The organism is Bradyrhizobium sp. 62, from assembly GCF_023073035.1.
Lineage (GTDB): Bacteria > Pseudomonadota > Alphaproteobacteria > Rhizobiales > Xanthobacteraceae > Bradyrhizobium.
Map to the genome: position 1 here is coordinate 136827 of NZ_JADPIT010000011.1, position 12888 is coordinate 149714.

Here is a 12888-nt window from a genome sequence, read left to right on the forward strand (position 1 = left end):
CGAGATCGTGTAGGCCGTGGTGCGCTCCCCCGGCGCTGGGCGGTCGAGCAGGCTCCAGGCCCGCAAGCCGGCCGTTTTGGCTTCCAGATCGATCAGGGCGCAATCCAGCGCGTTGCGGGCCGCTCCGGGTGGCATGGCGGCTTGCAGGGCCTGGCGGGTGAGGCCGCCAGCCACGGCCTCCTGCATGGCCTGGATGGCGGCAAGGGTCGCCTCGGGCGTCTCGCCATAGCGGGAATAGGGCACGCATTCGCCGCGGCCGGTCAGGCCGTCCCGGCTGACCTCGGCCACGACCGTCACGGCCTCGGTCTTGGCGCCCCGGCTGATGGTGAAACTGCCCGCGATGGGAAAGCGCTCGATTCGCGCGGCGAGGGCAGGAACTTTGCTGGAAGTCATTTTGAACTCTGGCGAAATCTGAACCTGCTGGTTACCTCTAGCAACTAAGGTTAACCAGTTGGGGATACCTTCTCTGGGTAAGGGCGCGTGCGCAACCATCTGATTTCATCCGTTTCTCGCGCCCCGGCACGGGAGCGGACATCTTGAACGGCGATCCGAAGCTGGAACGGATTGCGAAGGGCAATGCGCTGGCACTCTGCGCCACCGGAACCTGGACCGCGAGCTTCGCGCCGGTTCTGGAGCGGATGGTGGCTGACGCCGAGAAGCTCGCCGGCGGCCCACAAAGCATCTTCATCGACGTTTCCGAGGTCTCCAAGCTCGACACCTTTGGTGCCTGGCTGATCGAGCGGCTGCGCCGCAGCCTGACGCAGGGCGCCGTCGAAGCGCAGATCGCGGGGCTGTCCGCCAATTATTCGAGCCTCGTGGACGAGGTGCGGCGGGTCAGGGCGACGCCCGTCATCGACACCAGCACGATCACCATCACCGGCATGCTGGAGCAGATCGGCCGGGCCGTGGCCGGTGTTGCCGGCACGGTCGCAGGCCTGATCGACATGCTCGGCGCGGTGCTCGCGGCGGTCGCGCGCACCCTAATTCATCCGCGCTCGTTCCGCCTGACCTCGACCGTGCATCATCTCGAGCAGGTCTGCTGGCGCGCGGTGCCGATCGTGGTGCTGATCACCTTCCTGATCGGCTGCATCATCGCCCAGCAGGGCATCTTCCACTTCCGCAGGTTCGGCGCCGACCTGTTCGTCGTCGACATGCTCGGCGTGCTTGTGCTGCGCGAGATCGGCGTGCTGCTGGTCGCGATCATGGTCGCGGGCCGCTCGGGCAGCGCCTACACCGCCGAACTCGGCTCGATGAAGATGCGCGAGGAGATCGACGCGCTGCGCACCATGGGTTTCGATCCGATCGAGGTGCTGGTGCTGCCGCGCATGCTCGCGCTCGTTCTCGCGCTGCCGATCCTGGCCTTTCTCGGCGCGATGGCCGCGCTCTATGGCGGCGGCCTGGTCGCCTGGCTCTATGGGGGCGTGCAGCCGGAGGCTTTCCTGCTGCGGCTGCGCGACGCTATCTCGATCGACCATTTCATCGTTGGCATCGTCAAGGCACCTGTCATGGCCGCGGTGATCGGCATCGTCGCCTGCGTCGAGGGGCTCGCGGTGCAGGGCAGCGCGGAATCGCTCGGGCAGCACACGACGTCGTCTGTCGTGAAAGGCATTTTTTTCGTCATTGTCATGGACGGCGTGTTCGCCATCTTCTTCGCCGCGATCGGGATGTGACGATGGCTCCCGAAATTCAGAACCCGATCATTCGCGTCCGCGACATCACCGTGCAATTCGGCGCGACGCGCGTGCTCGACGGGCTGGACCTCGACGTCAGGCGCGGCGAGATTCTTGGCTTCGTCGGCCCTTCCGGCGCGGGCAAGTCCGTGCTGACACGCACGATCATCGGCCTCGTGCCGAAGGTCGCAGGGAGCATCGAGGTGTTCGGCGTCGACCTGGATGCCTCCAATACCTCGCAGCGTCGCAACGTGGAGCGGCGCTGGGGCGTGCTGTTTCAGCAGGGCGCGCTGTTCTCCTCGCTCACGGTGCGGCAGAACATCCAGTTTCCGATGCGCGAATATCTGCGGGTGTCGCAGCGGCTGATGGACGAGATCACCATCGCCAAGCTCACCATGGTGGGTCTCAAGCCTGAGGTCGCCGATCGCTTTCCCTCGGAACTGTCGGGCGGCATGATCAAGCGCGTGGCGCTGGCGCGCGCGCTGTCGCTCGACCCGGATCTCGTCTTCCTGGACGAGCCGACCTCGGGCCTGGACCCGATCGGCGCCGGCGACTTCGACGAGCTGGTCAGGACGCTGCAGCGGACTTTGGGGCTGACCGTTTTCATGGTAACCCACGACCTCGATAGCCTTTACACAGCATGTGACCGCATCGCCGTTTTAGGCAACGGTAAGATCATTGCGGCAGGGTCGATCGCCGACATGCAGGCCTCGCAGCATCCCTGGCTGAGGCAATATTTCCATGGCAAGCGCGCTCGCGCGGTGATGGGCTGAGGTGCCGGAGTAGCTGATGGAAACGCGCGCAAATTACGTGCTGATCGGGTCGTTCACGCTGGCGGTGATCGCCGCCGCGATCGGCTTCGTGCTGTGGTTTCAGTCGTTGCACACGACCAAGCAGCGCAGCCCCCTGCGCGTCGTGTTCGAGGGCCCGGCTGCGGGCCTGCGCAACGGCGGCAGTGTCAATTTCAACGGTATCCGGGTGGGCGAGGTGGTCTCGGTGAAGCTCGACAACCCGCGGCGGGTTGTCGCACTCGCCATGGTCGAGAACAACGCCCCGATCCGCAAGGACACCCTGGTCGGCCTCGAATTCCAGGGCCTGACCGGCGTCGCCGCGATCTCGCTCAAGGGCGGCGAGGAGGCCGCGCCGTCGCCGCCGCTCGACGAGGACGGCATCCCGACGCTGACGGCCGATCCCAACAAGCTCCAGGACGTCACCGAGGCGATCCGCGGCACGCTCCAGAACATCAACAAGATCGTCGCCGACAATCAGGAGTCGGTGAAGAACTCGCTGAAGAATCTCGAGACCTTCACCAACTCGCTCGCCCGCAACTCGGAGAAGATCGACGGCGTGATGGCCAAGGTCGACGGCGTCATGCTCAAGGCCGACAGCCTCATGCTCGGCCTCAACACGCTGGCCGGCGGCAAGGACGGCGGCGAGCTGTTTCTGGCGGTGAAGTCGATCCGCGAACTGGCCGACGATTTCGACAAGCGCTCCGGCGCATTGATGACCGACGGCCGCCGCACGCTCGGCGACATCAGCCGCGCCGTCAACAATTTCGACCGCAATCCGACCCGCGTCCTGTTCGGCGCCAGCAATAACGCGCCGCCAGCCGCGCCGCCACCGCCGCCCGAGCCGCCCAAGCCCGCCGTGCCGGAGCGCAGGCGGTAGCAGGCGCGTTGCACTCGACCCTCTCCTTCGTCATTGCGAGCGAAGCGAAGCAATCTGTCATTGCGAGCGAAGCGAAGCAATCCAACTATTTCCGCGGCACGGATTCTGGATTGCCTTCCGCGCAGAAGCAGTCTGGATTGCTTCGTCGCAAGAGCTCCTCGCAATGACGTGTAGAGGCGCAACGACGTTCCCAAAACAAAACGGAGCCCGCGAGGGCTCCGTTTTTCATTCGCTGTTCGCTATCGCTGCGAACCGCTTACCCCAGCCGGCCCGCTGCGTGCGCGAGCAGCGTGTACACCAGGCCCGTCTCGGAGGTCAGATGGTTGCGCAGCTCCTGCGGGCCGCGGCCGTCGCGGGCGACTTCGTCGAGCAGGCGTTCGAACTCGGCGACATAGCGGTCGACAGTGGCCTTGAAGTTGCGGTCGGAGCGATACTTGCGGGCGACCTCGTCGAAAGCCTTCTGGCCGGCGGGCGTGTAGAGGCGCTTGGTGAAGGCCTTGTTCTCGCCGCGCTGGTAGCGATCCCACATCTCGGAGGCGAGGTTGCGGTCCATCAGCCGGCCGATGTCGAGCGACAAGGATTCCAGCGGATTGCCGCCACCTTGCGGAGCCTGCGGCTGCGGAGCCGGTGCAGCCTGGCGGCCGCGCTGCGGCTCACGTCCGGTAGGCGCACCCTGGTTGGCGTCCGTGCGGCTCAAGAGGTCCGACAGCCAGCCGTCACGGCCCTGGTCGTTGCCGGCCGGCGCCACCGGCGGCGCTTCGGTGCGGCGCGAGGAGGCCGGCATGCCGAGGTCCGGCGGCGGCAGCGTCGAGGCGCTGGCGCTCTCGCGCATGCGCGTCTCGGTGCTGCGCGCGCCGACGGCCGCCAGCATCGGCTCTTCCTGGCGCTGCACGCTGGCGCGCCCCGTCGTGGTGACGTCGAGACCACGGCCGTGCTGGGCCACGATGCGGTTGAGCTCGGCGAGGGCCTCGATCTGGTCGACGATCACCTTGCGCATCTGCGCAGTGCTCTCGGCGGCCTCCTGCGGCATCTCGAGCACGCCGCGGCGCAGCTCGTTGCGGGTGGCTTCGAGCTCGTTGTGCATCTCGAACGCCATCTGCTTCATGCTGGAGACGAGGTTGGTGAACTTCTCGGTGGACTGCTTGAACATCGCATCCGCCTCGTCGGTGGTCTGGCGGTAGATGTCGTGCATGGCCTCGACGGTCTGCCGGTGCTCCTCTTCGGAGGCCGACCGCACCGCCTCGAACTGGCGGGTGATCGCGGCGGAACCGGCGCCGGCGGTCTCGGCGACGACGCGGGCGATGTCGCGGGCACGCTCTTCGGCGGCCGCCAGCGATTCATCGAGCAGGCCGGTGAAGCGCGACAGGCGCTGGTCGAGATCGGCCGTGCGCAGGTCGATCGTGGTGACGAGCGATTCCAGCGCCTCCTTGCGTTCGGCGAGCGAGGCGGTGGTGTTCTTGTTGCTCTGCTCGACGACCTGCGCGGCCTCGACCAGTGCCTTGCCGTGCGCGTCGAACTGGGTCGACAGCTCGCCGAGATCCTGAAGTGCCCGCGTGGTCTTGCTGTTGAAGACGTTGAGCTGGTCTTCCAGGTTCTGCGTCGCAGCGCCGTTGCGCGATGTGACGTCGTTCATCGCCGAGACGAAGTCGGCGACGCGCGTCACCAGCGCCCGCTCGAGCGAGTTGAGGTTGTCGTGCGCACCGGTCAGCACCTCCTGGAGCAGGATGTTGCCTTCGCGCAGGCGCTCGAACAGGGCGACCGTGTCGGTGCGCAGGATCTTGCTGGTCTCCTGCATCTCGGTGACGGCCGCGATCGAGACCTGGCGCGACTGGTCGATCGCCGCGCGGGAGGCCTGCTCGAGGTCCTTGAGCGACTTGTTGACGGCACCCGTCGCCATCTCGCTCGCCGAGTTGATGGTCCGCGCCACCTCGGAGCCGTTGCCCATCATCGTCTGCGAGAACGCATGTCCGCGCGTCTCGATCGACTTCAGCGCGTCGGACGTGACGCGGTCGATGTCGAGCGTGAGCTGGCTGGTCTTCGAGCCGATCGCGTCCACGAGCGAGCCGCGCTTGGCGTCGATCATGTTGGCGAGGCGGTCGGACTGCTGCTGCACGTAGGTGACGATCTCGTCGGTCTTGCCGGTCATGGCCTGGCCGAAGCTGCTGCTGGCGGCGAGCACCGAGCGCTCGACATCCGCCGAGCTCGACTTGACCCGCGAGCTCGCCTCGTTGGAGGCGTTGATCAACGCGTTCTGGGCGTTGAGTGCGCTGGTCTGGATGTCGTTGGTCGCGTTCGCGGTGGCCGTGCTCAGCGTACGCTCGATCTCGATCGAGATCGTGCGGATCTGGCTTGCGGCATCCGCCGAGGTCGAGGTCAGCGAGGTCTGCGCCTCACGCGCGCTGTTGAGGATGGTCGAGGCGGTGTCGGCGCCGACCGAGGTCAGCGTGCGCTCGATGTCTATGGTCAGCGACTTGATCTGGCTTGCAGCGTCTGTCGAGGCGGAGATCAGCGTGCCCTGGGCTTCGCGTACGCCGCTCGTGAGCGCCTCGATGGTGGCGCCGCCGGCGGTCGCCAGCGCGCGCTGCATCTCGGCCGCCAGCGAACGAACCTGGCCGGTCTGTTCGGCGGAGACCGCCAGCAGGGTGCTCTGGGCATCGCGGGCGCTGGTCGTGATCGTCTCGGCGGTCGACTGACCGACCTGCGAGAGCGAGCGATGCACTTCGGCGGCGAGGGACTTGACCTGGCTCGCCGCATCCGAGGACGCGTTGACGAGCGTGCTCTGGGCTTCGCGGGCGCCGGTCATGATGGTCTCTGCCGTCGCGGTGCCAGCCATCGAGAGCGAGCGCTGCACGTCCGAGGACAGCGCCTTGATCTGGTTGGCGGTCTCACTCGAGGCCGCGATCAGCGTGCTCTGCGCATCGCGGGCGCCGGCGGTGATCGATTCCGCCGTGGTGGTGCCGGCCATGGACAGCGAGCGCTGCACGTCGGCGGTGAGGGTCTTGACGTGGTTGGCCGCGTCCGAGGACGCCGTGACGAGCGTGGTCTGCACCTCGCGGGCACCGGCCAGGATCGAGGCGGCGGTCGCCGAACCTGCCGACGACAGCGTGCGTTCGACGTCGGCCGCGAGCCCCTTGATCTGATTGGAGGCATCGCCCGACGCGGCGACCAGCGTCGACTGCGCTTCGCGGGCGCTGGTCAGGATGGAGTTCGCGGCACCGGTGCCGACCGCGGTCAGCGCGCGCTCGACCTCGGCGGAGGTCATCTTGAGCTGGGCGTTGACGTCGGAGGAAACCGTCATCAGGGACTGCTGCGCGGTGCGCGCACCGGTCTGGATGGTCTCGCTGGTGTTGACCACGAGATTGGTGAGCGAGCGCTCGGCGTCCTCGACATGCGAGCGGATCGCGGTCGAGATCATCTCGGCGCGGGACATCATGTCCTCGCTGGCCTGGCGTCCGCTGCTCTCGATGCGGCCGGCGACGGCCTCGACGCGCGAGCCGAGCAGGTCCTCGAACTGCGCCACGCGCACGTCGATGTCGCTGGCGACCGAGCCGACCTTGGTCTCGATGGCCTGCTGGATCTCCTGGAAGCGCGCAGTGACCGTGTCGGTCAGGTGCATGCTGCGGCCGTCGATGATCTCGGTGACGCCGGTGATGCGGCGGTCGACCGCCTCGATCGCCTGGGCGGTGCCGTCCGTGAGTGTCGAGGTCAGGAGGGTGAGGCGGGTATCGATCGACTGCACGGCCTGCGAGGCGCCGTTCGTCACCGCGGTGGTCAGGTAGGTGAGGCGCGTGTCGATGGATTCGAGCGCCTGCGACGCGCCGCCGGTGAGGGTGGTCGTCAGATGCGTGAGGCGCGTGTCGATCGACTGGATGGTCTGCGATGCGCCATCGGTCAGCGAGATCGTGAGGTGGTTGAGGCGGTTGTCGATGGTCTCGATCGCCTGAGACGCGCCATCGGTCAGCGAGGAAGTGAGGTGGGTGAGGCGGGAGTCGATCGACTGGATCGCCTGCGCGGCACCGTCGGTCAGCGACGAGGCGAGGGTGTTGAGCCGTCCGTCGATGGTCTCGGTGACCGTCTTCGCGCGGGTATCGAACGACTGTTCGAGCGCGGCGACGCGGCCGACGAGCTGCTCGTCGAAGGTCTTGATGTGACCGTCGATCGTAGAATCGAGGCTGGAGATCTTGCCGTTCAGCGAGGCGTCGAGGTTGGTGACACGTTCGCCGATCGTGGTCTCGAACTGCACCAGGCGCTGGTCGAGCACAGCCGTGATCGCGCCGCCGTTGGAGGTGAAGCGGGTGTCGAAATTGTCGACATAGGTCTTCAGCGACTCATGGATGTCCTGCGTGCGCTGGCCCATCCGATCGACGATCTCGCCGCCGAAGGTCTTCACGGTGCGGTCGAACTCGGAGATGTGGCGGGTGATCAGCGCGCCCAGCGTGCCGGAGTCGCGGGCGAACTTCTCGACCAGCTCGGTGCCCTGGTTCTTCACCAGCTCATCGAAGGCGCTCATCTGGAGCGAGAGCGAGTCGTGCGCGGTCTCGGTCTGGCTGACGACCTTGGCGACCAGCGTGTTGACAGTGGCGTCGAGCGCTTCGCTCGCCTTGTCGCCGGAGGTCATGATGTGGCCGGCGAGGCGGTTGCCGGCGTCGTCGATCTTGGCGGAGAGGTCGTTGGAGCGCAGCTCGAGCTCGAGCAGCAGCGAGTCCGACGAATTCTTCAGGCTGTCGTGCACCTGCTCGGTGCGCTCGGAGATGCCGTCGACGATCGCGGCGGAGCGCTGCTCGAACTCGCCGGTGATGCGGTCGATGCGCTCGTTCAGCATTTCATGGACGCGGTCGGCGAGGTCGACGAACTCGTCGTGAACGTGGCCGGTCTTGAAATTGAGGCTGGTGGTCAGCCGCTCGCTGGCGTCGAGCACGGCGCGCGTGGTCTCGTTGCTGGCCTCCTCGAGGCGGTCGAGCAGGTCGCCGCCGCGCTCGCCGAGCGCGAGGATCATGTTGTCGCCGGCGTTGCTGAGCGCACCGGTGATGTGGGCGCCGCGCTCTTCGAGCGCGCCGGTGATGGACTTGGCGACCTCGTCGACGCGCGAGGCGATCGCGTCCGAGATCAGCGCGATATCATGGCGCAAATCGATCTGCACGCCGGAGATGGCGCTGCGGACCTGCTCGGCCTGGCCGACCAGATTGTCGCGCTGATGCGCGATGTCCTGGAGCAGGGCGCGGATGCGCACTTCGTTGTCGGAATAGGCGCGTTCGAGCGCCGCGACCTCGTTGGCGACCAGCGTCTCGAGTTCGCCGGCGCGCGCGATGGCGCGCTCGATGCCGTCGCCCATCGCCGCGACCTCGCGGCGGATGGCCTGGCCAACGGTCACCATCGAATCCGAAGCCGAGCCTTCCGGCTCGGAGAAGCGGATCGCAACCTGGGCCATTGCCTGCGCGACCGAGCTCATTTGCTGGCCGCGCCAGACGAGGCTCGCCAGGAAGAAGAACAGCATGATCGGCGCGAAGAACATCGTGACGAGGCCGGCAATGGCCAACACGCCGCCGCTCTGGCCCATCGCCGCCTGGATCGAAGGTAGGAAGCCGACCGTCAGCGCGGCGCAGGCCGCCAGCCAGATGACGGTGAAGATTGTCGCGCCGGTGTAGATGTTGCGGGTCGGGCGTCCCGTCTGCAACGTCTGCAAGAGCTGGCCGATGGTCGCACGGTCGTCATTGGCGGCGCGGCGCGAGGAGCGCGGCTCCTCGACCTGGTCGAACATCGCGCGTTCGTTCGCGGCGGGGCGCGCGTCGAAGCTCGGTTCGTCGAACATCGGGGGCGCCGGTGGCGCGACGGGGGGCGACGTTTCGCTGCGCATCGAGGCGTTGCGGCTGGTGTCCGCGGCCGTGTCGCTGATGTTCAGGGCTTCCTGGATTGCAGAAAGCGCATCTTCTGTGGGGTCTTTGACCTTTTTCGGAGTGTTTGCCATGTTCAGTCCGAGCCCTCGTTACTTGTACGCGTCCCCCCCGCGAGCTCTGCGCGCTACGCAAGCCCACAGTCCGGATCATGCCGCTTGCGCGGATCTCCGAGCCATCCCCACCCGGACGGCTTGTCCGCCAATTTCTCCAACATCCTATTGGCAGAGCGTCGCGAATGAAATGCCCGCGATTAAGACATTCTTAATCATCGTTAACAGGAACGCGTCGTAAGGCCTTAGCAATAAATGCAATTCTCCACCGAACTCGGCGGATTGCGGCAACTTTTCGTCAATTAACAGGCAGATTTGCGTAAAACGGCCGGAACATTTCGTTAACCATTTCCGTGCTTGGGTGGAGGGAACTTGACCGCCAGACCGGCGGACATCGCGCGATGCCGGGGCCTGCGCCATGACGCCTGAACTGCAACGGATGGACTGGATGCCCTCGCCCCCGCTTGCACCCATCGACAGCCCGCTCGACCTCGATCATCTCTCCCGCATGACGCTCGGCGATTCCGAGCTGGAACAGGAAGTGCTGACGATGTTTGCCGAGCAGGCGGTGCGCCTGATCGCGGCAATGGCAGCGCTGCCGGCCGAGGCTGGCGCACTCGCCCACAAGCTCAAGGGCTCGGCGCGCGGGATCGGCGCCTTTGCGGTGGCGGATGCCGCAGCCAGCCTGGAGACTGCGATTCAGACCGGCCAGGGCCGGCCTCACGCCTTCGCCGCGCTGAAAGAGGCGGTGACCGAGGCGCGCGTCGCCATCGAGGCAATCCTCAACCCTTAGGGCGACAGGGCCAGACCCCTGCTCTAGTCTTTTGTTTTGACGGGTTTTCTTCCCGCGAAGCGGTATTCTCGACTTCAACAAAACGCTATGGCGCCGGGCTGACCGACCCGTTATAGGACAGCCCGGACCCTCCTTCAGTCCCTAGATCGCGGCAGCACGAGCACACATGGCCAAAATTCACTTTGTCGATCACAAGGGCGAAACCCGTACGGTGGACGTCGAGAACGGCGCGACTGTGATGGAAGCCGCCATCCGCAACAGCATTCCCGGCATCGAGGCCGAATGCGGCGGCGCCTGCGCCTGCGCCACCTGCCATGTCTATGTCGACGAAGCGTGGCGCGAGAAGGTCGGCAGCCCGACGCCGATGGAAGAGGACATGCTCGACTTCGGCTTCGACGTGCGCCCGAACTCGCGCCTGTCCTGCCAGATCAAGGTCTCCGACGATCTCGACGGCCTCGTGGTGGCGACGCCGGAACGCCAGGCCTAACTCTCTTAGCTGTTCATGTGCTCGGCGGCGCGACCTCGATGCCGCGCTTGTGCCAGGGCCTGAGCTTCTCGAGCACTTCCGCGATCAGTGGTGTTGGCCGGCGCGACACTTCGTCAATCATCACGGCGACCGATGTCGCCGATGCAATGCACTTCCCTTCCGAAAAAACCACCTGCTCGAACGTGACCGACGTTCGTCCCAGCTTCGCGACGCCGAGGCCGAGCTCGATCGTGTTCGGCCAGTGCAGCTCCGCGCGAAAATGGATGTCGAGCCGCACCATGATCCAGGCAAGTCCGGGCGGCGTCAGGCCGTATTCCGGGAGCTTCATCAGCGTGACACGGCCGGTCTCGAAATAGGTGGCGTAGACCGCGTTGTTGACGTGCTGGTTGGGGTCGAGATCGCCGAAGCGGACGTTGTCGCTGAGGCGAAAAGGATAGTCCTCCAGGCGCGGCGTCGTATCGAGGTGGCTTGGTGCGTTCACCGATTGATCTCCGTCATATCGTTGCTCGTTACAGCCCAGTTATCCTGACCCGGCAAGTGGGCCCGGCTGCGGGGCGCTCCCGCTTTTATGCCTTCCCTGATCCATCCCCGTTGGCTAGACAGGCAGGGTCACCTCGGCCCACAGGGCGCCGTCCCACCGATATCGACCGATAAAGAGACGACATGAGCGACGCGATCAAAACCGATGTGCTGATTATTGGTGCCGGCCCCTGCGGTCTGTTCGCCGCCTTCGAACTGGGCCTTCTCGACATGAAGACGCATTTCGTCGACATCCTCGACAAGGTCGGCGGCCAGTGCGCAGAGCTCTATCCGGAAAAGCCGATCTACGACATTCCAGGCATTCCGCAGGTTTCGGGGCAGGGCCTCACCGACGCGCTGATGGAGCAGATCAAGCCGTTCCATCCGACCTTCCATCTCGGCGAGATGATCGAGACCGTGGAGAAGATCGGCGATCCCCTGTTCCGCTGCACCACGGACGCCGGCAAGGTGTTCGAATGCAAGGTGCTGGTGATCGCGGCCGGCGGCGGCTCGTTTCAGCCCAAGCGTCCACCGGTGCCGGGGATCGAAGCCTATGAAGGAAGCTCGGTGCACTACGCCGTGCGCAAGATGGAAACGTTCCGCGACAAGAACGTGCTGATCGTGGGCGGCGGCGATTCCGCGCTCGACTGGACGCTCAATCTGCATCCGATCGCCAAGCGCATCACGCTCTTGCACCGTCGCGACGATTTTCGCGCTGCGCCCCACAGCGTCGAGCAGATGCGCGCGCTGGTCGCCGCCGGCAAGATGGATCTGCGCCTCGGCCAGGTCACCGCGCTGTCGGGCAGCGAGGGCAAGCTGAGCGGCGCCACCGTCAAGGGCAACGACAACAGCGTGACCGAAATCACCTGCGACACCATGCTGCCGTTCTTCGGCTTGACCATGAAGCTCGGTCCGGTGGCGAACTGGGGCATCGCGCTGGAGAACAATCTGGTGCCTGTCGAGACGTCCGCGTTCGAGACCAACGTGCCAGGCATCTTCGCGATCGGCGACATCAACACCTATCCCGGCAAGATCAAGCTGATCCTGTGCGGCTTCCACGAGGGCGCGCTGATGTCGCAAAAAGCCCATCGCTACGTCTATCCGGAGAAGCGGCTCGTGTTCCAGTACACGACCTCGTCCTCCAGCCTGCAAAAGAAGCTCGGCGTCAACTGACGGCAACGGGATGCCCCATGTTTCTGGTGCTGGAACAGTTCGCGAAATCGCCGTAGTCTGCGGCCATTGCGGTAGGCGGCTTGGCAAGGCGATTGGCTCAGCAAGGTGATCATAATGCGGACTTTCTTTTCCAGCTTTCGGCTGTTCTCGCTCCTCGCGCTCGCGATGTCGCTCGGTGCGGTGAGCCCCGTTGCGGCGCAAGTGCAGCAGCCGACCGCCGCGGGTCTCTGGCAGAAGGTCGAAGACGGCAAGACGGTGGGATGGTTCCTCTTCATCGACCACAACGGCATCTTCGAAGGTGTCATCGCAAAAACCTTCCCGCGGCCCGGCGACGACCCCAACGAGATCTGCGCGAAATGCACGGACGATCGCAAGAACGCGCCGGTGCTCGGGCTCTCCTTTATCCGCGACATGAAGCGCGACGGCTTGAAGTATGACGGCGGCAACGTGGTCAATCCGCGCGACGGCAACATCTGGAAGGCCAAGATGACGGTCAGCCCGGATGGGCAGACCCTGACGATGCGCGGCTTCCTCGGCATTTCCCTGTTCGGCAAGGACGAAACCTGGACGCGTCTTCCCGACACCAACATCGCGCAGGTCGATCCCGCCATCGTCGCGAAATATCTCCCGGCGC

At 65.6% G+C, this 12888-nt stretch carries 9 protein-coding genes and 1 pseudogene; 7 read left to right on the forward strand and 3 right to left on the reverse strand.

What is annotated here, in order from left to right:
* Positions 1 to 393 (reverse strand): annotated as a pseudogene (locus IVB47_RS07390) (dipeptide epimerase); the annotation flags it as partial.
* 143 nt (positions 394 to 536) lie between these two features.
* On the opposite strand from IVB47_RS07390, the gene IVB47_RS07395 reads away from it, so the two are divergent.
* Genes IVB47_RS07395 through IVB47_RS07405 form a run of 3 tightly spaced genes read left to right on the forward strand, consistent with a single transcriptional unit; the run spans position 537 to position 3338 of the window.
* Positions 537 to 1670, forward strand: a complete 1134-nt coding sequence (locus IVB47_RS07395) for an ABC transporter permease (protein WP_247460766.1) — start codon at positions 537 to 539, stop codon at positions 1668 to 1670.
* Between the two features lie 2 nt (positions 1671 to 1672).
* The gene (locus IVB47_RS07400; protein WP_027518968.1) at positions 1673 to 2443 is read left to right on the forward strand and encodes an ABC transporter ATP-binding protein; all 771 of its coding nucleotides are present in this window, start codon (positions 1673 to 1675) and stop codon (positions 2441 to 2443) included.
* A 16-nt stretch (positions 2444 to 2459) separates the two neighbouring features.
* Positions 2460 to 3338, forward strand: a complete 879-nt coding sequence (locus IVB47_RS07405; protein ID WP_027566853.1) for an MlaD family protein — start codon at positions 2460 to 2462, stop codon at positions 3336 to 3338.
* Between the two features lie 256 nt (positions 3339 to 3594).
* Here the strand turns inward: IVB47_RS07405 and IVB47_RS07410 are convergent, their stop codons facing one another.
* Entirely contained in the window at positions 3595 to 9303 is a 5709-nt protein-coding gene (locus IVB47_RS07410) for a negative regulator of septation ring formation (RefSeq protein WP_247460768.1), read from the reverse strand.
* 397 nt (positions 9304 to 9700) lie between these two features.
* Between IVB47_RS07410 and IVB47_RS07415 the strand changes: the two genes are divergently transcribed.
* Positions 9701 to 10075 carry an Hpt domain-containing protein gene (locus IVB47_RS07415; protein ID WP_027566855.1) on the forward strand — a complete coding sequence of 125 codons (375 nt, stop codon included), beginning with the start codon at positions 9701 to 9703 and terminating at the stop codon, positions 10073 to 10075.
* 166 nt (positions 10076 to 10241) lie between these two features.
* The gene (locus IVB47_RS07420) at positions 10242 to 10562 is read left to right on the forward strand and encodes a 2Fe-2S iron-sulfur cluster-binding protein (protein ID WP_007602043.1); all 321 of its coding nucleotides are present in this window, start codon (positions 10242 to 10244) and stop codon (positions 10560 to 10562) included.
* Between the two features lie 13 nt (positions 10563 to 10575).
* Here IVB47_RS07420 and IVB47_RS07425 read toward each other — a convergent pair whose 3' ends face one another.
* Positions 10576 to 11043 carry a thioesterase family protein gene (locus IVB47_RS07425; protein ID WP_247460770.1) on the reverse strand — a complete coding sequence of 156 codons (468 nt, stop codon included), beginning with the start codon at positions 11041 to 11043 and terminating at the stop codon, positions 10576 to 10578.
* A gap of 182 nt (positions 11044 to 11225) precedes the next feature.
* Here IVB47_RS07425 and IVB47_RS07430 point away from each other — a divergent pair, with 182 nt between their 5' ends.
* Both IVB47_RS07430 and IVB47_RS07435 read left to right on the forward strand, forming a co-directional pair.
* Positions 11226 to 12254 (forward strand): NAD(P)/FAD-dependent oxidoreductase, encoded by a 1029-nt coding sequence (locus tag IVB47_RS07430; protein ID WP_247287394.1) that lies wholly within the window; start codon positions 11226 to 11228, stop codon positions 12252 to 12254.
* A gap of 114 nt (positions 12255 to 12368) precedes the next feature.
* Positions 12369 to 12888, forward strand: a 520-nt coding sequence (locus tag IVB47_RS07435; protein WP_247460773.1) for a DUF2147 domain-containing protein, incomplete at its 3' end; no start/stop codon positions are given.

Coding starts and splice junctions, on each gene's coding strand:
- IVB47_RS07410 (WP_247460768.1), bottom strand. CDS start 9,303: ATGGCAAACACTCCGAAAAAGGTCAAAGACCCCACAGAAGATGCGCTT.
- IVB47_RS07400 (WP_027518968.1), top strand. CDS start 1,673: ATGGCTCCCGAAATTCAGAACCCGATCATTCGCGTCCGCGACATCACC.
- IVB47_RS07430 (WP_247287394.1), top strand. CDS start 11,226: ATGAGCGACGCGATCAAAACCGATGTGCTGATTATTGGTGCCGGCCCC.
- IVB47_RS07420 (WP_007602043.1), top strand. CDS start 10,242: ATGGCCAAAATTCACTTTGTCGATCACAAGGGCGAAACCCGTACGGTG.
- IVB47_RS07405 (WP_027566853.1), top strand. CDS start 2,460: ATGGAAACGCGCGCAAATTACGTGCTGATCGGGTCGTTCACGCTGGCG.
- IVB47_RS07415 (WP_027566855.1), top strand. CDS start 9,701: ATGACGCCTGAACTGCAACGGATGGACTGGATGCCCTCGCCCCCGCTT.